Here is a 22,942-nt window from a genome sequence, read left to right as displayed (position 1 = left end):
CGGGTCCCGACCGCCCGGGGCACCCCCCGTGGGGAGCTTCCCCCCCCGGCCCGGCTGGGGGCGTCGCCCCCCCGATCCGGCCGGTCGCGGTGTCCGCCCCGAGTGACTCGTGATCCCCGCAGACAACCCGCCGGTGCCGGACCCGAACCGGACGACGCGGCCGTGGAGACGGCCCACGGGAAGGTCAGAGTGGAGCGGCTCGCGGCCCGTTCCACACATTCGGGACGGGCTACCGGAACCTCGGGTGTGCGGGAATCCGCTCTGCACACCGGACGGAGGGAGAGGTTCGCGGCCGTGTTGTTCAGGGTCGCGGCGCGGCCCTTCGAGCGTTCAGCCGGACAGCGTCCGGCATTCGGGCTTGGCGAGCGGGTGCTGGTCCTACCGGCCGTCCGCGATCCCGACTTCGGTCATCTGGTGGGGCGGACGACACCGCTCACCTATCGTGGCTGGCTATCGTCCGGCTGGTGATGCGCCTGGCTGCTTGACCTACTCTCGTCCAAGGCCGCGTTCCAGTTCTTGGACCCCGGCTCGTGAGAACCGACTCCGCGAAAGAACGCCTCGAACGCCGCGCCCGGTCGAAGTCGTCGCACTTGTGCCACCCGACCAGCTTCGGCTCGCAGGCGGCGGACCGGCCGGAGGTGCGGGGCGTGTACGGGACGGCGAGCACGGGCCCCGGCCCACGGGAAGGCGTAGGACCGCACCTCCCTCCAGGGTGACTGCGTCCGGCTTGCCGCCCGCAGCGGCGACCCGGCCGTCGTTGGCCAGCACCCCATCGTCGGCGGTGAACGGGGTCTCCTCCAACCGCTTCCGGGCGTGCGCGACGGCCGCACCCGCGTCAGACACGCACCAGCTGGCGTGGGCGGCGACGAACCCGGCCGGTTCCGAAGCGGTAATCACCTGCGGCACCTCCGGGCCGAACGACCCGGTTCAGCCGGGGGAGTGCTACCGCCCAGAAAACGATCCCGCCCGACGCTGCGCCTGGTTAGACCTGTGCCCATCGCACCCCTCTTCCGTTCAACGATTCCGTGTCCGCACGGCGTCGGGTGTACCGGACAGGACGTCGGAGGGCAGCGGGCTTTCGCCAATAGTCCATCCAACGGCCACGCGTAACCACGGGGGCGTCGCTGCGTTACGCCACGTCGGAATCGGCCACCAGGATCGCACGGGTCCGGTAACCCTCCGAGGTTTCCGCGACCACGGCGACGCCGGAGCCGTTCGGGTCCAGCCGCACCAACAGGTCGCCGGTCTCCGACCAGACCGCACTGCGGCCCGCCGACCGGAGGCCCCCGGACGGGCCACCGAAGTTGGCCAGGGCCGTCAGCATGCGGTGCCGCGCGGCGTACTGGCCCAACTTCGCGACCTCGCCGTCGTAGTCGGAGGGGATCACGAACATGCTCGCCAGGTACGTGTCGGCCCCCCGGTCCGCGGCCCGCTGCGGGTGGGCCGGCGTCCCGACGTCGGCGCACACGGCGACCGCGGCGGTGCCCCCGCCGAACGCGACGAGCGGGTCGCGGTCGTCCGCCCGCCGGGACGACGAAATGACGGGGTTCGCGCAGACTCTGGGCCACCCGGCCTCCGGGTGCGGCGACGGACGCACTCACGCCACTCGTGCGAAAATGTCTGACACCAGATCGGCAAATCGCTTGCTGAAGAGATAGTTTTCGGTTATCGTTCTAGCCATCGATCTCCCAATCGACGCCCGGTGCGGCCCGTGCCGCACCGGCCGCCGGACCCCTCTATCTGCGCGACCACCTTATGCCAGCGCCCGAGAGTCCCGCCGAGTTGGCCCGAGAGCGGGTCGCGGCCTTTTCCGACCGCGTCCGCACGATCCGGGAGCAACTCCACCGGGTCGTCATCGGCCAGGACGCGACGATCGATCAGCTCCTGACGTGCGCGATGACCGGCTCGCACGCGCTTCTCGTCGGCGTGCCCGGGCTCGCCAAGACGCTCATGGTCAAGGCGCTCGCGTCGGCGTTCGACTGGAAGTTCTCCCGGGTCCAGTTCACGCCGGACCTGATGCCCTCCGACATCACGGGGTACGAGCTCCTGGGCCGCGACCCGCAGGCCGCGGCACCGGCGATGGTCTTCCGCCCCGGGCCGGTGTTCGCCAACCTCGTACTCGCCGACGAGATCAACCGCGCCGCACCCAAGACGCAATCCGCGCTCCTCGAGGCGATGGCCGAACGGCACGTCACCGTCGGCGGCCGCACCCACCCGCTCGAAGACCCGTTCCTCGTCGTCGCGACGCAGAACCCCATCGAACAGGAGGGCACGTACCCCCTCCCCGAGGCCCAACTCGACCGGTTCATGATGGAAATTCACATCGACTACCCGACCCCGGAACAGGAAGAGGAGATCGTCCTCCGCACGACCGGCGGGGCGGTCCAGATGCCGAACGCGATCCTCGACCGGGCCGCGTTCCTGGAACTGCGCGACCTCGTGCTGGCCGTGCCGGTCGCCCGGAGCGTCGCCTCCTACGCGGTGCGACTGTGCGGGGCCAGTCGGCCGGGCGACTCGCGGGCCGACCGCTACGTGAACGATTACGTCGCCTGGGGGGCCGGGCCGCGTGGGTCGCAGAACCTCGTCCTGGCGTCGAAGGCGCACGCGCTGCTCCAGGGGCGAACGGCACCCACCGTCGACGACGTGCGGGCCGTGGCGCTTCCGATTTTGCGGCACCGGATGATTGCCAATCACCGTGCGATCGGCGACGCCGTCGGCGCGCCCGCGATCGTCACCCACCTTCTCAAGGCGGTGGCCGCGTGACCGGCCCAGCACCCAGTCGGTTCCTCGAACTCTCGGCACTCGCGGGCCTCCGGCGGCTCCGCTTCGCCACGCGCCGCGCGATCGAGGGGACGTTCACCGGCCGGCACGCGTCGCGCCGCCACGGCGGGGCCGGCGAGTTCGCCGACTTCCGCGAGTACACCGACGGCGAGGACCTCCGCCGGCTGGACTGGAAGGTCCTGGCCCGGACGGGGCGGGCGTACACGCGACTGCACCAGGACGAAACGAACTTCGTCTGCACGCTGGTCCTCGACGCGAGCGAGTCGATGCGCTTCGGCACGCCGGGGCCCAAGATGGAGTACGCGCAGTACCTCGCCACGGCGCTCAGCCAGGTGATCGGCTGGCAGCAGGACCAGGTCGGGCTGGCCGTCGCGGCCGACGGGCTGCGGGCGTTCATTCCTCCGGCGGGGACGCCGCGGCACGTCGCCCACCTGCAGGCGGCCATCGAGCACCTCGCCACTCGACCCGCGAGCGACCTCGCCGGGGCGCTGCGGGAACTCTTCCAGCGGCTCACGCGCCGCGGGGTTCTCCTGGTGCTGAGCGACTTCCTCGTCGACGACCCGGAGGCGGTGTTCGGGGCCGTGCGGCTGTTCCGCCACCGGGCGTGGGAAGTCGTCGCGCTGCACCTGATCCACCCGGACGAGGAGCGGCTGCCCGAGGGCGAAGCCTTCCGGTTCGAGGGGCTGGAGAACGAGGGGGTCGTGGACTGCTCGCCGCGGGAGGTTCGGGCGGAGTACGAGGCGAAGTTCGAGGCGCACGCCGCGGCGATCCGGACGCTCGCGCTGGCGGCGGGCTGCGACTACCGGCGGGTCTCGACGGCGGTGCCCTACCTGCACACGCTGTCGGGCTTCCTGGTCGAACGCCAAGGGTGACCCGACTCGGCTTGGGGGCGGTGATGACCTTATTGCACCCGTGGGCGATCTGGTTCGGTGCCGCGGGCGTGGCCTTGCCCGCCGTCGTTCACCTGTTGACCCGACCGCGGCCGCGCCCGTACCCGCTCTCGACCATCCGCTTCGTCCGGGCCGCTCTGCGTGACCGCCGGAGCCGGCACCGCCTCCGCAACTTCGTGGTCCTCGGCCTGCGGGCACTCGCGGTTCTACTTCTGGCCGCGGCCGTCGCACGGCCGTTGGGCGCCACCCGACCGCTCGTGGTGCCGGACGGCCCCGGCGCCACAACGCGGGTCGTCGTCCTCGACGTCAGCCAAAGCATGGCGGCCGAGAGCCGCGGCGTCCAGCTCTTTGAACGCGCCCGGCCCGCCGCGGCGGCGTACCTCGGGGACCGGCCGGACCTCCACGCGGGCTTGATCCTGGCGGGGGCGTCGGCCCGCCCGACGTTCGATCGCCTCTCGGCCAACACCGGCGCGCTCCGGGAGGACCTGGGACGTGCGAGCGTTCGCCCCGAACGGCTGAGCGCCCAGGTCGCCGTGAACCGGGCGGGTGAGCTCCTCTCGTCCGCGGCGGCCGGCTCCGGGCGGCGCGAGCTGGTGATCGTCAGCGACTTCCAGCGGTCGAACTGGGCGAGCGTCGATTTCGGCGTCCTCCCGGCCGAGACGCTCATTCAGTTCGAGTCGGTCGCGCCCGCAGAGGCGCTCGCCAACCTGGCCGTGCTGCGAGTGGCCACGCCCGGCCGGGTCGAACAGGGGCGGGACGTGCGGATCGAGGTCGAGGTGGGGAACTTCTCGCCGGCCGCGCGACAGGTGCAGATCGAGGTGGCGGCCGGGGAATCGGTTTCGCGGGCCGAGGGCCTCTGCGCGGCGGGCGTCCGCACGACGCTCGCGGTTGAAGTTCCACCGCGGGGAACCGGCTGGCAGACCGGACTGGCCCGGATCGTCGGCGGGCGGGACGCGTTGCCAGCCGACGACAGCCGGCCGTTCGTTCTCGACATCCGCCCGCTGCCGAGCTACGCCCTCGTCACCCGGCAGCGTCCCGAGGAACGGCCGTCCTCCAGTTACTATCTGGAACGGGCGCTGTCGCCGCTGAGTCCGCGCCCCGGGCGCCCCGAACCGCGCGTGACCCGCCTTGACCCGGCGCAACCGGATGACGGGGGGCTCGCGACGGCTGACGTGATCGTCATCGACCACCCCGGCCGGTTCGGGGCGGACGCCGCCCGGCGGGTGGCCTCGCTTCTGAAGCGCGGCCGAGGGGTTCTGTACGCCGCCGCCGAACCGCAAGACGCCACGAACCTGAAGCTCATCACGGAAGCGGCCGGGGCGGACCTGCGGATGCCGGTCGAGTTCGTTCCCCCCGCGGCCGGCCAGCGCCGACGCGACCTGTTCCTGACCAGCGTGCGCCACGACCAGCCGCCGTTCGCGGCGTTCGGAGAGTCGCCGGCCTGGGCCGACGGCCTCCGATTCGCGGGCGGGCTGTCGTCCCGCCGCCTGGACCAGGGGCTCGCGGACGACGTGCTCGCCGGCTACAGCGATCGCTCGGCGTGCCTCGTCGTCACCACCTGCGGCGACGGCGTTCTCGCGGTGCTCAACGCCGACCTCGGCGCGTCCAACTTGCCCGCGTCGCCGGTGTTCGTGCCGCTGATGGGCGAACTCATTGGCCGACTGCTCGGTCAGAAGGGTGGGGCGGACGCGTTGCCGTGCGGTGAGCCCGCGGCGGTGTACCTGCCCGGCGCGGCAGGCACGGCGGCGGGGCTGAACGCCTCGGGACCGGACACGAGTGGCGGCCAGCTTCGTGAGGAGAGCGGCGGGATCTTGTGGAGTCACACGGGGGCGGAAGCCCCCGGCGTGTACCGCGTGACCCGCCAGGGCGAGGTGGTGTTCGCCGTCGCGTCCGCGCTGGCCGCCGAGGAGAGCGACCTGCGGCCGCTGGATGCGTCGGTGCTTCCCGAGCGGCTCGGCACCGGGCGGGCGGTCTCCTTCCACTCCGTCAGCGGCGGCGACGACGATCGCGACACGCCGTGGTCCGCGCTGGCCGTTGCGTGCGTCCTGTGCCTGTTCGGGGAGTTGCTCGCGCTCAAGGCGTACCGGACGTGACATGAACACCCTGAACTTTGAACCCCTGATCCCCCCTGCCCTCTGGGTGCTTCTCGCGCTCGCCGGGCTCGCCTTGGTGGCGTGGTACGGCGCGACGCGGCCCGGCTCGGTCTCGCGGCGGCGGTGGGCGACCGTCCTCGCACTCACCGCAGGGAGCCTGGTCGCGGTCCTGCTCGTGCTGTTGAACCCGACGTGGATCGAGCCGGTTCGCCCCCCCGGGGGGAAGCCGGTTCTCACGATCGTGGTGGATTCCACGGGCAGCATGGCGACCCCCGACGGCCACGGCGGAGCCACCCGTTACCGGGCAGCCGTCCGGGGCGCGCGGGTCCTCAACGAGAAACTCGGCGGCGCGTTCGACGTCCGCGTCGCGACGTTTGCCGAGACGCCGAAGCCCGCAGATGCGGAGGGTCTGGACGCTGTCGACCCGGCCGGGGCGGTCACGAACCTGGCGGCGGCGGTTCTCGGCTCGGTCGACCGGGCCCGGCCGCAGGGGCAAGCCGTCGTGCTGTTGAGTGACGGGATTCACAACGCGGGCGGCGGCACCGGCCGCGTGATCGACGCCGCCCGCGTCGCGAAGGCGATGGCCTGCCCCGTGTTCACGCACACGCTCGGTGGCGACGCGGGCGTCAAGGATCTCGCCGTGGACCTGCGTTCGCCGCAGGAGATCGCGTTCGTCGGGCAGAAGGTCGCCGTGCCGGTCGTCGTTCGCCAGCGCGGCCTCGCCGGTGCCGAAGCGACGCTGGTCCTGTCGGCCGACGGCACCGAGGTCGAGCGCCGGGTCGTTCGCCTCACGACCAGCGAGACCGCCGAAGTGCGGTTCGAGGTGACGCGAACGAAGCCCGGCGTCTACCGCTACGGGGTCGCGGTGGAAGCGCTCCCGGAGGAGGTGACGCGGGCGAACAACGCCGCCATGCTGGTCCTCCGGGTGATGGACCGGCCCGTTCGGGTGCTGCTGCTCGAGGGCCGGCCGTACTGGGACAGCAAGTTCCTGGTGCGGACGCTCCTGGGCGACGCGTCCGTCGAGCTCGACAGCGTGGTCCGCATCGGCGAGTCCCGGCTGATCCGCCGCACCCTCACCCGGGCCGCGGGGGCGGGCGACACGCCCGCCCCGGGCCAGGAGGAGTGGAAGGTGCTGGCCGATCTCTCCGAGGTGCTGGGCGGGGCCGACGGACTGCGGTCGTATCAGATCGTCGTGCTGGGCCGCGACACCGACGGGCTCCTGAGCGACGACGTGCTGGCGGGGCTTCAGAGCTATCCCTTTCACGGTGGCTGTTTGTTTCGCAACTGCTGGCGCTGTTGGAGGAAGCGAAATGTCGAGGTGTGCGTGTTGATCGGCACGCCCGCCTCGGGCATCGCCTTCGGCTTCTTCGGACCTCGCGTCGCCTTGCGGTAGTACTCCAGATCCATGTCCTTCGACGCCTCACGCAGCCAGCGGCCGAACTCCGACGCACTCAGCGCACGGACGCGATCCCAATCCTCCGAGCCCAGCACCAAGTCCAACCCGTCCCACATCCGCCCGACTTCCTCCGCCATCGTGTGACCCGACAGTTCCTCCGCCACGCCCGCGCCGTGCGTCGCCGCCACGGCACCCTTCACCGCCTGCAACCCGTTGTACACCGACACCGCCACGCAGAACGCGAACAGCGCCGCACGCGGGTACGCCAAGGTCTCCACCTCGCACGTCAACGACACCGTCAGGTCCCAGAACACGGTCTCGATCCCGCGACGGCACAGGTACGCCTGCGCCACCTGGCGACCACTCGCGACCGACGCCGGCACGTCGGTCAGCAATCGGATCACCGTCTCGCCGTTGCGAGTCCCCGTGTCCAACTCCACGTCCACGCACCGCAACCGGCGGCCCGTCCTCGCGTACTCGACCCTCGACTCGTACACCCGACCTGTCGCCGTCCTCCCACACGGCCGACGTTCCCTCGTGACCCGCAGCCCCACCGAGGCGTTGTGGCGGATGACGAACCGAGCCCCCCGGGCATTGACGAGGTCCATCACGGTGGACGCGCAGAACTGTCGGTCGGCCACCACGACATCCCCCTTCTGCAGTTCCAGCCCGCCACTCGCCAACACCTCCTTCTCGTTGGAGTGGGCATCCTCCCAGGGCAACACGTCGAGGACCAACCCGGACGCATGTCCGAGCACGGCGAGTACCTGGCCGGGCAGCGCCGCCCCGGTCTGACCGTCGAGTCGGTTCTGGGTGGCGTTGGGGTGGTTGCCGTCGATGATGATCAGCCGGCGCCCCGGGATCGGTTCGGCGTTGGGCCTGGGACAGGCCCCGCAGATCGCCTCGGTACGCCGAGAGGTGGCCCGGACCAGGGCCCGCATGGTGGCCGGTTCGACCCGCTGGACCTTCTCGTAGAAGCACTTGAGTGTGCCCCGTGCCTGTACGGCGGGAGCGTTGAGGAAGGAGCGTCGGACCGAGGGGTAGGTCGAGAAGACAACACCGGTGAGGACGCTGACGAGATCGGAGAACAGGAACTGGTGCGAGTAGTTGGCAACGGTGGAGTCGTCGAACAGGTCGTCGAGGAACGGGTCGGTGAAGAGGTACTCTTGTGTGGCCCGCGTCATCAACGCCACCGGGCAACGCTTCCGCACCCGGTCCCACAGGTCCGCCCACAGCGACGACATGGTAATTCCTTCTACGCAAACACGTTGCCATCACCACCGCGTCGCTAAGCTATCCCCCACACGGCCACCGTGAAAGGGATACCCCAAGGGGGTCACCGAACTCGTTCCGCTCCTCGAATCGCAGTTGCGGGCCGACGCCCCGGCCGAGCGCGGCGAGGCGGCGCTCGCCCTGATCGCACTCCATCAGGGAAGCCCGCGGTGGCGGCGCTGACCGCAGCGGCGGAGGCGCAGCCCCAACTCGTGGCGCGGGCCGCGGCGGCGCTGCCCTGGCTCCCGTGGGCGGAGCGGCTCGACCTCTTCACCCGCCTCGTCGCGCTCGGGCCGAAGGGCGAGGCGATGGAGTCGGCGGTGCGGGCCTTCGCCCAGGTGCCGGACGCCCGCGCGACCGGACCGCTGTGGGACCTCTCGGCGCGGAACGGGATCGGCGCGGCCGGCGCGGGAGAGATCGCCGGGGCGCTCCTCCAGTTGGGCGGCGGCGACCGGTACAACCGGCCGAGCGCGACGAGCCCCGCGGCCCGCGGGCTCCTCGACGACGCCCGGACCAAGGCCCGGGCGGGGCCGGAACTCCAGCGACTGGCCGCGCTCGTCGTCCTCGCGGCCCAGGACCCCGCGAGTGCCGCGGAGCTTTCCGCGGCGATCTACCAGGACGCCGCGACCCCGCCGCCGCTGCGTCGCGACGCCTTCCAGGTCATGCTCGTGACGCGGCGGCCGGCCGACGCGACGCCGGCGGCCGTGCAGGCGCTGGCCGAGGGCGAGCCGGGGGTTCGCCGCGCGGCCGTTCAGTTCCTCGCCATCGGGGCCGACCCGCTCCGGCAGCTCCGCGACCGGCAGGTCTACCTCAACGTCCACGACCGGTCCTTCGCCCACTACGGGTCGCTCCGGCTGGAGCGGTACGTCCCCCGGGTGCCCGCCGGCCTCCCCCGCGCCGTGCTGCGGCAACTGCTCGGCGACCCCGACCCCGTGACCGGCGCGGCCGCGGGCTACCTGCTCGCCCTGCTGGGCGACGACTCCGGCCTGGCCGTGCTGCTCCGCTACTGGCGGGAATCGGCTCGCACTGACAGCGACTGGACGTGGCTCGTCGTGATGGCCGTCTCGTGCCTCGACGACGACTCGCTGGTCCCCGTCGTGGAAGAGGTGTACCGCGGGCTTTCGCCCAAGGACCCGGACCGCCGCCAGACTCAGCAGGTCCAGGACCTGTACTGGATCATCCGCCCGATGGGCGGGCCGAACGCACTGCGTCTCCGAAAAACCATCCGCGCGGACGTCGGGTTGCAGTCCCTTGGCCTCTCCGACTGAGGCGTGCGGTCGCCGCTCCGGTCCGTGATCGTGACCCCTGTTCGAGGTAGCCCGCCATGCTCCGATCGTGTGCCCTCTCGTCGCTGGCCGTCCTGGTAGTGTGCCTCGCGGCCCCTCCGGCCGGGGCCGAACCGCCGACCGCCCCGACGGTGACCGGAACCGGCTCCTTCGAGATCAAGCGGCAGCCCGAGACGCTGCGGGTTCAGATCGAAGTGATGGCTCGCGGCAAGACGCTCAAGGAGGCACTCGAGAAGTTGAAGATTCGCCGGGAGGAGGTGCGGTCCGCGCTCGTTCAACTCGGGGCGAGGAAGGAGAGCGTCGCCCTGGGCGACCCGAGCACCGCCGACGAGCTAGCCGGCCGGCAGGCCGACGTGGGCCGAATGATTCGCGACCGAAACCGGGCCATCGGCAAGGCCCCGGGGAACGCCGAGGCCCCGGCCATCGTCGCGGGCATGGTCCGCGTGGAGTTCCCGTTGCCGGCCGGCGGGGCGGACGAGTTCCTGGTCGCCAGCGGCGGACTTCAGGACAAGATCAAGACCGCCGACCTCGGCGGGCTGAAGGACAAGGGGAAGCTCACGCCGGAGGAACAGGAGGCGATCGAAGAGGCGAACGGGCGCGGCCGCCGCGGCGACGAGGGCGAGGCCCGGGGCGAGCCGATGTTCCTGTACGTCAGCAAGGTTACGGACGAGGAGCGTGCGAAGGCGCAGGCGGGAGCCTTCGCCAGGGCGAAGCGGGACGCCGAGCACCTCGCCCGTGCGGCCGGCATGGAACTTGGTACCCTGCACCGCCTCACGAACGGGTTCCAGCCGGGTGGTGAATTCGACGACCCGTTCGGTCGCCGCGGGTTCTACAACCCGGCCACGATGCTGTCCCGGCCGCTCGACGGGGCTAACGACGACGTCTCCGAGGCAGTCGGGTTCCAACCCGGCAAGGTGTCGCTGCGCCTCGGCCTCGTGGCCGAATTCACCCTCAAGCCGCCCGCGGGCAAGTGATCGCAGTCCGGCGGCCGGTTCTGACCTCTAACCGCCGGTCCCTGGTCGGTTGTGACGGTACGGATCACTCGCCCAGCACGATCGCCTCGCCCCGAGGCACGCCCGGGGCGGGCGGTGGCACCCGCCCCGACCCGGTCTGGCAGTGCGCGCCGTCGGCACGAAGAACCGGGCTCGCCCATCCCCTGCGTCGCGCCGGCCCCGGCGGCCGCAACTGCGCTCACGGTCACCCCACTCGTCCTGGCAGTCATCCGGCACAAGATTCCGCCCTCCCGCGGCCGGGTCCGACGGTCTCGCAGTGGGGGCACGACGTCAGCTTGAGTCGCTCGACAAGGGCGACCCAATCCTCGTCGCGGCGGTAGACCCAGGGTTGGTCGCCGCGAACTTCGCTCATTCGCGGTGCGGGACCCATCCACCCACTCCGACGACAATTCGGCCACATCCGGCCTGAGACGCGACAAGAGCCCGGGAACGCACAATCAACAGCCTCGCCGCCTCCCACGCCGGCAACGCACCGGGACGTGAGAACCTTCCGCGAAGGCCGCTTGTGGCGGTCGTGAAGGCAGCGCGAAGTTCTTGCGGGTCCGCGGGGCCGTGCCGCGGTCCCGCCGCGGCCCGCTGCCAGGGGGCTCCCCACGAAGGCGTATCGCATCTCGTGGTCGTGAGAGAACGTGCGCCGCCCCGCGGCAGCGACGGCCGCGCGTCGGAAGCCCGTCACCCCTTTCTACACCGCACGCACACTTCAAATTCACTTGCACGCCCCCCGCAATTTCCAAGGATCGTGTGTGGCCCATCACATCCGCCCGGAGGTACCGCATCGTGCCCGCACTGAGTCGTCGCTCGCTCCTCGGCGCATCGCTCGCCGCCCTCGCCACCCGGACCGCTGCCGCGCAACAACAATCGCAACCCCCGGCGACACCCACCGTCGGCGGGGACGACGCGGCGTTCCAGCCGGACACGCTGTTCCTGACGTGGCACCGCGACCCGACCACCACGATGACCGTGCAGTGGGTCGGCACCGCCGGCGAGACGGCCGACACGGCGGTCTACTACCGGAACGCGACCCGCGGGCTCGTCGCCCGGCTCGCGCCCCACGCCCTGCCCCTGGGACCCTGGGAGGCCAAGCCCACGGTCGCGAAGCCGTACCCTACCACGGACTTCAAGGTGTTCCGCGCCGAACTCGACGGCCTGACGCCGGGCACGGACTACGAGTTCCGCATCGGCAAGCGGTCGCCCGTGTACCGGTTCCGGACGATGCCCGCGCGGGCGACGGAGGCGATCCACTTCGTCACGGGCGGCGACTGCGGGGTGAACGCGCACGCGATCGCCAACAACGTCCAGGCCGCGCGCCAGGACCCGATGTTCGCAGTCGTGGGCGGCGACCTCGGGTACGACAACGGGCGCTCCGTCGAGGTCAGCCTCGCCTTCATTCGGAACTACTCGCGGCACATGGTCGGCAGGGACGGGCGGCTCATCCCCCTGGTCACCTGCATCGGGAACCACGAGGTGGACGGCGGGTTCGGGAAGACCCGGGAGAAGGCCCCGTTCTTCTACGCCCTGTTCGACGGGCTCTACCCGAACACCGGGTACGCGGCCCTCGACTTCGGCGACTACCTGAGCCTCGTGCTGCTCGACACCGGGCACACGTCGGCGATCGCCGGCGACCAGACCGACTGGCTCGACAAGGCACTGCGGACCCGCCGGGACCACCCGAACGTGATGGTGGTGAACCACGTCCCGGCGTACCCGTCGTACCGCAAGGCGGAGGGGGTTGGTGATAAGCTCGGCACCGGCGAGGGGAACCGCAAGCACTGGGTCCCGCTGTTCGACAAGTACCGAGTGCCGGTGGTGCTGGAGCACCACGACCACACGTTCAAGCGCTCCAAGCCGCTCCTCGGCGGCCACACCGACAACGACGGGGTGCTCTACCTCGGCGACGGGTCCTGGGGCCGGATCCGGCCGCCGCAGTCCCCCGAGAAGCTCCCGTACCTCGCCGCCGCGAGCGGCGACTACCACCTCACGCTGCACCGCCTCCAGGGGCGGGAGCGGTTCCACCTCGCACTGGACGAGAACGGCCGCGTGATGGACGTGTGCCGCACGGGCCAGCGAAGGGCCGGGGTGGTCCGCGCCGGCGGCTGATACCGGGTCTGTGGGATTCGTACTGTTCCGAGCCCGAGCGCCGAGCGAGGGTTCACGTGGACCCTCGCTCGGCGCTCGGGCTCGGACCCGTCCACCACGGTTCCCGTTCCATCGGACCTGGTATGACCCGGTCGCCCCCGAGTTGGCGGACGGTGTGGGACTCGCGAAGCTCCGGTGAATGTCGACGAGCGGCGAGAAATGCGGACGCCCCGGAGCGGTTTACCCGTGTCTCGCCGGACGATGAGGGCAGCCGCGTGGCAACCAAGGCCGGTTCACTGCTCCTGCACCAACTGCGGTTCGTCGTGGCCTCCTGGCGGGAGGACCCGCGGACCGACGCCGAACTGCTCCGGTGGTTCACGCAGAAGCGCGACGAGCAGGCGTTCGGCACCCTGGTGGGGCGGCACGGGGAGATGGTGTGGGGCGTGTGCTTCCGCGTGCTGCGGAACACCGCCGACGCCGAGGACGCGGTCCAGGCGACGTTCCTCCGCCTGGCCCGCGACGCGGACCGCGTCGAGGCCCGGGGGGCCCTGGCCGGGTGGCTGCACCGCGTGGCCCGGGCGTGCGCCGTCGACCTGCGCCGCTCGATCGCCCGCCAGCGCCGCATCGAGGGGCGACTGGCCGAGGTCGCGAGCCAGGCGGGCGAGGCCCAGCCCACCGACCTCCGCGTCCTGCTCGACGACGAACTCTCGCAGCTCCCCACGTGCGAGCGGGCGGTCCTCGTCCTGATCTGCCTCGAGGGGCGGACCTACGCCGACGCGGCTCGCGAACTCGGGTGCTCCACGGCGGCCGTTCACCGCCGGTACCAGCAGGCCCAGGCCCGGCTCCGGCAGCGGCTCGCGCGGCACGGCCCCGCGGCGGTGGGAATGGTCACCGGCGGGGCGTCGGTGCTGTGCGCCCCGGTGGCCTACGCCGCCCGCCCGTTGCTCCTCGCCCGCACGGTCGAGGCGGGGCTGGGCGTCGCCCGCACGGGCGTTCTCCCCGCGGGCCGCGCGGGGTGGCTCGCCGCCGGGGCCACGGGGGCCGCCGGGGCCGCCCTGGTCCGGGGCCTCGCGATCGCGGTCCTCATCGGAACCGTGCTCGCGGCCGCCGCTCTCGCCCTGGCCGCCCCGCCACACGAACAGCCCGCCCCGGCACCGGACGTCCACGCTCCCGCCCCGCAGCGGGAGCACCCCGGCGGCACGCTGTCCGGCGTCGTCCGGGGTACCGACGGGCGGCCGGTCGCCGGGGCCGAGGTCGTCGCGCTCGCCCGCCGGCCGTTCGCCCCGGGCGAGCGCGGGCTCCGCGACGAGGTTCTCGAACAGACGACCACCAACGGCGACGGGCGGTTCACGCTCCGCGTGGCCGACGACTTCGCCACGTGGTTCGTGGACCGGGTCGTGACCGTGCGGGCGTCCGCCCCGGGCCTCGCCCCGGCCTCGGTGCCGGTGCGGGTCGGTGCCCGCGGCGACGTCGAGTTGCGGCTCACCGGCGGGGCGGTCCTGTGTGGCCGGCTGGTGCTCGGGTCCGGGGAGCCGGCCGCCGGTGCCAGGGTCGAGGTCGTGCGCGTGGGGTGCGCCGTGTCCGAGCCGGTCGTCGGCGCCGAGCGACTGCACCCCCCCGGCTGGCCCGAGCCGGTGCGGGCCGACGCGGCGGGGCGGTTCGCGATCCCCCGCCTCGGCACCGCGGAGAACGTCTGGGTCCGGGTGGCCGACCCGCGGTTCGCGACCGACACCTTCCGCCTCGACCGGCCGGCCGGCGACCGGTCCGGGTACCGGGTGGAACCGGCCGTCCCGCTTACCGTCGAGGTGCGGGCCGCGGAGTCCGACCGGCCGGTCGCCGGGGCGCACGTCACGGTCATCACCGACCGCCTCCGGTCGCACGCCCACTTCTGCGCCGCGGATCACGCGATCCTCGGGGCGCTCACGGTCCCGGCCGACATCGACGCCGTCACCGGGCCGGACGGCCGGGTCCGCGTCGAGGTAGCGCGGGGCGACCGCGTCGAACTCCTCGTCCACCCGCCGGAGGGCGACGAGCCGCTCGTGGGCGTGCGGCAGGTGGTCACCGTGGGCGAGGAACCTGCCCTCGCGCCGGTCCTGCGGCTGCCCAAGGGGCGGTGGCTGACCGGCACGGTGACCGACGCCGGCGACCGCGGCGTGGCGGGCGCGGCCGTTCACTGGGGCCGCGAGGGGGCCACCAAGCCGGAGTGGCGCGACGACGTCCTGGTGGGCCGCGACGCCCTGACCCGCACCGACGCCGGCGGCCGGTTCCGGCTGGCCGTGCTCCCCGGGGCGTGCTCGGTCCGCGCCCACGGCCCGACCCTCGATCACCCGCCGGTCGCGGCCCGCGTGCCCGGGTCCACCTCCACGCTGTTCGCGCACCACGTCACGCGCGTCGAAGTGCCCGCCACCGGCGACCTCCCGCCGCTCGCGCTCGGCCTGCCGGCCGGGGCGGCCGTGACGGGCGCGGTGGAGGCGGGCGGCGCGGGCGCCTTCTTGCTGTGCTCCGGGCGGTCGTCGCCGGTGCGGCCCTACGCGAGCGTCGGCCTGCCCGTGCGGGACGGCCGGTTCGCGGTCCCCGGGTGCCGCACGGGGTGGGTGACCCGGGCGTACTTCCTCGACCCGGTCGCGAAGGCCGGGGCGGTGGCCGACGTCTCACCCGGCGCACCGGTGCCGCCCGTGAAACTCGCACCGTGCGGCGCCATCCGCATCCGCGTCGTGGGCCCGGACGGGCTTCCCGCGGCCGGGCGGGAGGTCACGGTGTCGCTCCTCGTCGCCCGCGACCGGCGGCCCGGCGAGCCCCCCGTTTCCGACCCGCAACCGGCGGACTGGTTCGACGCCGCGAACTACCCCGCGCGCCGCAAGACGGACGCCACCGGGGTCGCGGAGCTGACCGCACTCGTCCCGGGCGCGGAGTACCGGATCGCCGTCCACTCCGGCACCGCCAAGGCGGCAGTCGGAACGTTCACCATCGAACCCGGCCGGACGCTCGTGCTCCCGGACGTGGTCCCGACAGAAGGAGAGACCCCATGAGAACGGCTACCGCGGCACTCGCGGTCGCGCTCGCCCTTGTCGCCGCCGCGGCGTGCGCCGACCCGGCCCCCGCGCCCCCGACCGGCACCGGCGAGAAGAAGACGGTCGCGTTCCAGGACGGCGTGAACGGGTACGCCGGCACCGTCGACCTCGAGATCTGGGCGGTGGCCCCGCACACGTGCCTGAACGGCAACCCGAACGCCAGCGCCGACGCGGACAACGACGGCGGCGAGAGCCAGGTGCTGATGCGGTTCGACGACGTCATCGGCACCAGGCCCGGCCAGGTGCCCCCCGGCTCGGCCGTCCACTCGGCCACCCTCATCGTCCCCGCGTTCGACGAGGGGAGCACCGTCCACCTGCACCGAATGCTCGTGCCGTGGAAGGCGACCGCGACGTGGGCCAGCATGGTCGGGGGCGTGACCGCCGACGGGCTCGAGGCCTCGAAGCAGAAGGACGGGTTCACGTTCGGCAAGATCTCGGCCAGCACGTCGGCGATCCCGTTCGACGCCACCGACGCGGTCCAGTCGTGGGCCAGCGGCAAGCCGAACTACGGGTGGGTGTTCATCAACACCGCCGGCAACGGCTGGGACTTCTACACGTCCGAGTTCGAGGACGTGAAGCAGCGGCCCAAGCTCGTCGTCGAGTTCACCCCGCCCGCGAAGTAGTCCGGCCAGACGAGTTCCTCCGACCCTCAACCAGCGACCCGCACCCAACAACCCCACCGGAGACCATGAACACCCCGCAACCCGGCACCTGGCACGCCGACCCCGCCCACTTCACCCGCCCGACCCGCCGCGACCTGATCCGGGTCGGCGTGGTCGGCGGCCTCGGCCTGACCCTCGGCGACGTGCTGAAGCTCGAAGCGGCCCAGCCGGCCGGCAAGAAGGCCGAGGCGAAGGCGAAGTCGGTGATCCACGTGTACCTCCAGGGCGGGTTCGCCCACATGGACAGCTTCGACCCGAAGCCGGACGCGCCGGCGGAGTACCGCGGCATCCTCGGCACCGTGCAGACGAAGCTCGCCGGGGTCCGGTTCAGCGAGCACATGGCGAAGTGCGCCGAGGTCGCCGACAAGATGACCGTAGTCCGCAGCATGACCCACACCGAGGTGGACCACAGCCGCGGCGAGCACAGCATGTTCACCGGCTACCGGCCGAGCCCGGCGCTGACGTACCCGAGCCTGGGGAGCGTGACCGCCCACGAACTGGGCGTGCGGAACGACATGCCGCCGTACATCGTCGTCCCCACGGCCGGCAGCCAGTACCTCGGCAGCGGGTACCTGAGCAACCAATACGGCCCGTTCGCGCTGGGCACCGACCCCGGCCGCCCCGGGTTCGCGGTCCGCGACCTGTCGCTCCCGAAGGGGGTGGACGACGCCCGGTTCGCCGCCCGGAAGGAGTGGAAGGAACTGGTGGACGACCACTTCGCGAAGTCGGAGCGCGAGGACTCCCTCGCCGCGATGGACAGCTTCTACCAGCGGGCCTACGGGATGCTGTCGTCGCCGACCGTGAAGGCCGCGTTCAGCCTCAAGGACGAGACCGAGGAGACCAAGAAGCTGTACGGCATGGCCGGGCTGAGCGGCCCGCTCGCGTTCCGCAACGGCGGCGCGGCGCGGTTCCTGATCGCCCGCCGGCTGGTCGAGGCCGGGGCCCGGTTCGTGTCCGTCACGTTCGGGTCGTGGGACACGCACGCGTACCACTACCGCGGGATCGAGGCCCAGATGCCGGTCCTCGACATCGCCCTCGCGGGCCTCGTCACCGACCTGGACCAGCGCGGGCTGCTCGACGAGACGCTGATCGTGGTGAACAGCGAGTTCGGCCGCACCCCGAAGGTGAACGCCGGCGGCGGCCGCGACCACTGGCCGCGGGTGTTCAGCCTCGTGCTGGCCGGCGGCGGGGTGAAGCGGGGCCAGGTGTACGGGGCGAGCGACGCCCTGGCCGCCGAGCCCAAGCAGAGCGCCCTGGGGATCGAGGACTACGCGCACACGCTGTACCACCTCCTCGGCATCGACGCCCGCAAGGACCTGATGTCGCCGGGCAACCGGCCCCAGCAGATCGTCATGAACGGCAAGGTCGTGAAGGCCCTGCTGGCGTGACGGACCGTTCCGCCGCAGTGGACGCCAGACCGCAGCGAGAGACCGACACCCGGAGTTCCCGAACATGCTTCGTTGCCTGACAGCCTCCCTCTGCGTCCTCTGCGTCCTCTGCGGTGCCGCGCCGGCCGCGGCACCGCCCACGGTCGAGTCGGTGTCGCCCGGTGCGGGCCGCCGCGGCACCGAGTTCACCCTCACGCTCGCCGGGGCGCGGCTCACCGGCCCGCAGGAGCTGATGCTCTACTCGCCCGGCGTGGTCTGCACGAAGGTCGAGGGCACGAGCGAGAACGAGGTGGTCGCGACCCTCCGCGCGGCCGCCGACTGCCGCCTCGGCCTGCACGCCTTCCGCCTCCGCACCGCCGGCGGGGCGTCGGAGGTCCGCACGTTCCGGGTCACGTCGTTCCCGGTGGTCCCCGAGGCCGACGCGCACGGGGACCGCGAGCACGCCCAGGTGGTGCCGCTCAACACGACCGTCGCCGCGGTGCTCGACGCGGGCGACACGGACTTCTATGCCGTCGCGCTCAAGAAGGGGCAGCGGCTCTCGGCCGAGGTCGAGGGCGTCCGCCTCGGCGTCGAGCCGACCGACACCGTGCTGACCGCCTACGGTCCGGACGGCAAGCAACTCGCGTTCGCCGACGACACCCCGCTGTTCCGCCAGGACCCGTTCGTCTCGCTCGTCGCGCCGGTCGACGGCACCTACGCCGTCGAGGTCCGCGACGCCAACCGCGGCGGCGGCGACAACCACCGCTACCTCCTCCACGTCGGCACGTTCCCGCGGCCGGCCGCCGTGTTCCCCGCCGGGGGCCAGGCCGGCACCGAGGTCGCGGTGAAGCTGTTCGACGCGGCCGGCGACCGCGACGCGAAAGTCACCCTTCCCGCCTCCGGCACCCCGTTCGAGTTCTACCCGGGCGACGCCGACGGCACCGCTCCGACCCCGAACCCGTTCCGCGTCTCGCCGTTCCCCAACGTGACCGAGAGCGAGCCGAACGACGCCCCCGCGGCGACGAAGGCGGCTGCCGCGTGGCCGGTCGCGTTCAACGGCATCATCGAGAAGGCCGGCGACGTCGATCACTTCCGGTTCCTCGCGAAGAAGGGCGACGTGATCGACGTGCAGGCGTTCGCGTACCGCATCGGGTCGCCCGTCGATACCGTCGTCGCGGTGTTCACCGCCGGCGGCACCCTGGTGGCGCAGAACGACGACGACGAGACGCACGACAGCCGCGTGCTGGTCGTCGTCCCGGCCGACGGCGAGTACCTGGTCCGGGTCACCGACAAGCGCAAGCAGGGCGGCCCGGCGTTCATCTACCGGGTCGAACTCGACCGCCCGCAGCCGGGCCTCACGGTGTTCCTCCCCGAGCGGGTCCGCAAGTCGCAGGACCGGCACGTGATCGCCGTGCCCCGCGGCGGCCGGGTGACGGCGTTCCTCGGCGTCCGCCGCGACCGGGTCGACGGGCCGGTCGCGCTCGCCTGCGGCGAACTGCCCGCGGGCGTGAAGGTCGGCCTCGGCACCGTCGCGGCCGGCGAGTACCTGCTGCCGGTCGTGTTCGAGGCGGCCGCTGACGCCCCGCTCGGCGGCAAGTTGGTCCCGTTCGCGGGGACCGGTGGGGACGCGACGCGCGCCGTGACCGGCGGGTTCGCCCAGGAACTCGTCCTCGTCCGCGGGCCGGGCGACTCGGGGATGCACGCCGTGACGCTCGACGCGCTCGCGGTCGTGGTCATCGACCGCTCGCCCCTGGAAGTGACCCTTCTGCCCCCGGCCGGGCCGCTCGCCGCCGACGGCACGCTCGACGTGACTGTTCGCGTCACCCGGGCGAAGGACTTCGCCGAGCCGGTCGCGGTGTCGTTCCCGTGCCTGCCCCCGGGCGTGGAGGTCCCGACGACCGTGACCATCCCCGCGGACAAGTCCGAGGCCGTGGTCACGCTCGTCGCGAGCCCGGCCGCCGACCTCGGCGAGTGGAAGCTGGTCGCCGAGGCGGAGGTGGCCCGCCCCGGCCGCGGGGACCGCGACCCGCTCGTCGTCGGCATGAACGGCCTGGGCACCCCCGACGCGCCGCCGGCCGGGCGGGGCCGCCGCCGGAAGGCGATCGAGGGCTTCACGCCGGTCGCCTCGGAGATGCGGGCCGTCACCCTCGCGGCCCCGCCGGTCAAGGGCGCGTTCGCCCCGGCGGTCGCGGAACAGGGGAAGGCCGTGAAGGTCGTCCTCGCGCTCGAAGGCCCGGTGCCGGCGGGCACCTTCACGGCCAGGCTCGACGGGCTCCCGCCGCGCGCCGCCGCCCAGCCGGTCGAGGTGCGGGTCGGAGCGAAGCAGGTCGAGTTCGCGGTGACCGTGGACGCGACCACCCCGGTCGGCGCGCACGACGCGCTCGTGTGCGAACTGGCCGGGACGGTCGGCGGGCAGAAGGTCGTGTACCGCGTGGGCCGCGGCGGGGTGCTCAAGGTGGACGCCCCGGGCGCGGTGAAGACCGACGCCGCGGGCAAGCCGCTCAGCCCCCTCGACGCGCTCCGGCAGCAAGAGAAGTCGAAGTAACGCCGCCCCCCGGCCGCGCTCACCAACGAACACCCTCGGAGTTCCCGGTATGCGTCTCGCGCTGATCGCTTCATCCCTGTTGTTCGCGCTCCCGGCCGCGGCGGCCGAGCCCGTGCGGGTCACCGTAGCGCCGGCCGCGGTCGAACTGACCGGCGCGCGGGACCGCCAGGGGCTCGTCGTCCAGGCCGAGTTCGCCGACGGCAGCACCCGCGACGTGACCGCCGCCGCGACGTTCGCGCTGGACAAGCCGGTCGCCGAGGTGCGGAACGCGTTCCTCGCCCCGACCGCCGACGGGACCGCCACCCTCACCGTCACCCTCGGGGCGCACGCGGTGAAGGTGCCGGTCACGGTGGCCCACTCGGCCGCGGCCGGCGACGTGCGGTTCCGCACCGACGTGATGCCGGTCCTCACCCGGGTAGGGTGCAACACCGGCAAGTGCCACGGCTCGGCGTCGGGGAAGGACGGGTTCATGCTCTCGCTGTTCGGGTACGACCCGGACGGCGACCACTTCCGCGTCACCCGGCAGATGGGCGGCCGCCGCGTGAACCTCGCCACCCCCGACGACTGCCTGATGGTCAACAAGGCGACGGGCAGGGTGCCGCACACCGGCGGCAAGCGGATCGAGCCCGGGAGCGAGAACTACCTGCTGCTCGTCCGGTGGCTGGAGGCCGGCGCGCCGAAGGACCCGGCCGACACCCCGCGGCCGGTCGGCATCGAGGTGTTCCCGAAGGAGGCGGTGTTCGCGGCCAAGGGCGAGGCCCAGCGGGTCGTCGTCCGGGCGAAGTACAGCGACGGCACCGACCGCGACGTGACCCGGTTCACGGTGTTCGTCGGCAACAACGACGCGGCCGCCACCGTCTCGGAGGACGGCGTCATCACCGGCACCGGTCCGGGCGAGACGTTCGTGCTGGCCCGGTTCGACGAGTTCACCCAGGGGACCGCGGTGGTCGTGCGGCCCGACACCCCGTTCGCCGACCCGAAGACCCCGGCGCTCAACTACATCGACACCCACGTCCACGCGAAGCTCAACAAGCTCCACGTCGTGCCGTCCGAGGTGTGCGACGACGAGACGTTCCTCCGCCGCGTGTACGTGGACCTGGTCGGCCTGCTCCCGGCCCCGGCCGAGCGCGCCAAGTTCCTCGCCGACCCGGACCCGAAGAAGCGCGAGAAGCTCGTCGACGCGCTGCTGGAGCGCGAGGAGTTCCGCGACATCTGGGTCATGAAGTGGGCCGAGCTGCTCCAGATCCGCACCATCAACGGCATCAGCCCGAAGGGGCTGCAACTGTACGACAAGTGGCTCCGCGACCGAGTCCGGTCCGGCGCGACGCTCGACACGATCGTCCGCGAACTGCTCCCGGCCGCGGGCGGCACGTTCGAGAACCCGGCCGTCAACTACTTCCAGACCGAGACGACCCCGCAGCTCCTCGCGGAGAACGTCGCCCAGGTGTTCCTCGGCACCCGCATCCAGTGCGCCCAGTGCCACAACCACCCGTTCGACCGGTGGACGATGAACGACTACTACGGGTTCGCCGCGTTCTTCGGCCAGATCGGGTACAAGAACGCCCAGGACCCCCGCGAGCTGACGGTGTTCAACAGCGGCACCGGCGAGACGCTGCACCCGGTCGGGAACCGGCCGGTGCGGCCCAAGTTCCTCGGCGCGGGGGCGCCCGACCTGAAGCCGGGGCAGGACTACCGCGCGGCCCTCGCCGACTGGCTCGCCAGCGCCGAGAACCCGCAGTTCGCGCGGAACTTCGGGAACGTCGTGTGGGCGCACTTCTTCGGCCGCGGGATCGTCGAGCCGGTGGACGACGTGCGGGTGAGCAACCCGGCCGGGAACCCGGCCCTGCTCGCGGCGCTCGGCGAAAGGGCCGCGGCCTACGGGTTCGACGTCAAGAAGCTCGCCCGCGACGTGTGCCTCAGCCGCACGTACCAGCTCTCCACCAAGCGGAACCCGACCAACGAGTGGGACGAGCGCAACTTCGCCCGCCAGACAGTGCGGCGGATGCGGGCCGAGGTGCTCCTCGACTGCATCACGCAGGTGACCGAGACGGCGACCGCCCTGCCCGGCCTGCCGCCCGGTGCCCGCGCCGTGCAACTCGCCGACGGCCGCACCCCGAACTACTTCCTCACCACCTTCGGCCGCGCCCCGCGGGCCACCGCGTGCTCGTGCGAGGTGAAGACCAACCCGACGCTGTCGCAGGCGCTGCACCTGCTCAACGGCGACACCACCAACGGCAAGGTGGTCGAGGGCAAGGTGGTCGAGCGGCTGCTCGCGAACCGGAAACCGGCCGAGGCCGCGACCGACCTGTACGTGCGGTGCCTGGGCCGCGCCCCGACCGCGGCCGAGGCCGAGCGGATCGCGAAGCGGCTCGACGCCGCCGAGGACAAGACGGCGGCCCTCGAAGACCTGTTCTGGGCGCTGCTGAACTCCAACGAGTTCGTGTTCAACCGCTGAGCCCGGCCCGCGCGGTCCCGGGGTCACGCCCCGGG

At 72.6% G+C, this 22,942-nt stretch carries 13 protein-coding genes; 11 read left to right on the top strand and 2 right to left on the bottom strand.

The features are described from left to right. Positions 1-1,129: 1,129 nt before the first annotated feature. Positions 1,130-1,597, bottom strand: coding sequence for a hypothetical protein (locus tag ACTIGN_RS13295; RefSeq protein ID WP_439624544.1), 468 nt, complete (start codon positions 1,595-1,597; stop codon positions 1,130-1,132). Positions 1,598-1,755: 158 nt separating this feature from the next. On the opposite strand from ACTIGN_RS13295, the gene ACTIGN_RS13290 reads away from it, so the two are divergent. The 3 genes from ACTIGN_RS13290 to ACTIGN_RS13280 are packed head-to-tail and all read left to right on the top strand — an operon-like array spanning position 1,756 to position 5,764. Continuing rightward, entirely contained in the window at positions 1,756-2,763 is a 1,008-nt protein-coding gene (locus ACTIGN_RS13290) for an AAA family ATPase (RefSeq protein ID WP_439624542.1), read from the top strand. Then, positions 2,760-3,653 (top strand): DUF58 domain-containing protein, encoded by an 894-nt coding sequence (locus tag ACTIGN_RS13285; protein ID WP_439624541.1) that lies wholly within the window; start codon positions 2,760-2,762, stop codon positions 3,651-3,653. The genes ACTIGN_RS13290 and ACTIGN_RS13285 overlap by 4 nt, the downstream gene beginning before the upstream one ends. A gap of 23 nt (positions 3,654-3,676) precedes the next feature. After that, on the top strand, positions 3,677-5,764 hold the full coding sequence (locus tag ACTIGN_RS13280; protein WP_439624539.1) for a BatA domain-containing protein: 2,088 nt from the start codon (positions 3,677-3,679) through the stop codon (positions 5,762-5,764). A gap of 1,260 nt (positions 5,765-7,024) precedes the next feature. Here the strand turns inward: ACTIGN_RS13280 and ACTIGN_RS13275 are convergent. Continuing rightward, positions 7,025-8,404, bottom strand: coding sequence for a transposase (locus tag ACTIGN_RS13275; protein ID WP_439624537.1), 1,380 nt, complete (start codon positions 8,402-8,404; stop codon positions 7,025-7,027). 198 nt (positions 8,405-8,602) lie between these two features. Between ACTIGN_RS13275 and ACTIGN_RS13270 the strand changes: the two genes are divergently transcribed. From ACTIGN_RS13270 to ACTIGN_RS13235, 8 genes are all read left to right on the top strand, one after another. Further along, positions 8,603-9,700 (top strand): hypothetical protein, encoded by a 1,098-nt coding sequence (locus ACTIGN_RS13270; protein ID WP_439624535.1) that lies wholly within the window; start codon positions 8,603-8,605, stop codon positions 9,698-9,700. Between the two features lie 56 nt (positions 9,701-9,756). Then, positions 9,757-10,692: an SIMPL domain-containing protein gene (locus tag ACTIGN_RS13265; RefSeq protein ID WP_439624533.1), complete on the top strand. Its 936-nt coding sequence runs from the start codon at positions 9,757-9,759 to the stop codon at positions 10,690-10,692. 816 nt (positions 10,693-11,508) lie between these two features. Then, positions 11,509-12,828: a fibronectin type III domain-containing protein gene (locus ACTIGN_RS13260; RefSeq protein ID WP_439624531.1), complete on the top strand. Its 1,320-nt coding sequence runs from the start codon at positions 11,509-11,511 to the stop codon at positions 12,826-12,828. A gap of 254 nt (positions 12,829-13,082) precedes the next feature. Further along, positions 13,083-15,836 (top strand): sigma-70 family RNA polymerase sigma factor, encoded by a 2,754-nt coding sequence (locus ACTIGN_RS13255; RefSeq protein WP_439624529.1) that lies wholly within the window; start codon positions 13,083-13,085, stop codon positions 15,834-15,836. After that, the gene (locus tag ACTIGN_RS13250; RefSeq protein ID WP_439624528.1) at positions 15,833-16,501 is read left to right on the top strand and encodes a DNRLRE domain-containing protein; all 669 of its coding nucleotides are present in this window, start codon (positions 15,833-15,835) and stop codon (positions 16,499-16,501) included. Before ACTIGN_RS13255 ends, ACTIGN_RS13250 begins: the two co-directional genes overlap by 4 nt. Before the next feature lie 65 nt (positions 16,502-16,566). After that, complete coding sequence (locus tag ACTIGN_RS13245) at positions 16,567-17,928, top strand: DUF1501 domain-containing protein (protein ID WP_439624526.1); 1,362 nt, start codon at positions 16,567-16,569, stop codon at positions 17,926-17,928. Between the two features lie 64 nt (positions 17,929-17,992). After that, entirely contained in the window at positions 17,993-20,452 is a 2,460-nt protein-coding gene (locus tag ACTIGN_RS13240) for a pre-peptidase C-terminal domain-containing protein (protein ID WP_439624524.1), read from the top strand. Between the two features lie 49 nt (positions 20,453-20,501). Continuing rightward, the gene (locus ACTIGN_RS13235; protein ID WP_439624522.1) at positions 20,502-22,907 is read left to right on the top strand and encodes a DUF1549 and DUF1553 domain-containing protein; all 2,406 of its coding nucleotides are present in this window, start codon (positions 20,502-20,504) and stop codon (positions 22,905-22,907) included. Positions 22,908-22,942 lie beyond the last annotated feature (35 nt).

The organism is Gemmata sp., from assembly GCF_051859125.1.
Lineage (GTDB): Bacteria > Planctomycetota > Planctomycetia > Gemmatales > Gemmataceae > Gemmata.
This window is presented reverse-complemented; position numbering and strand designations above follow the sequence as displayed.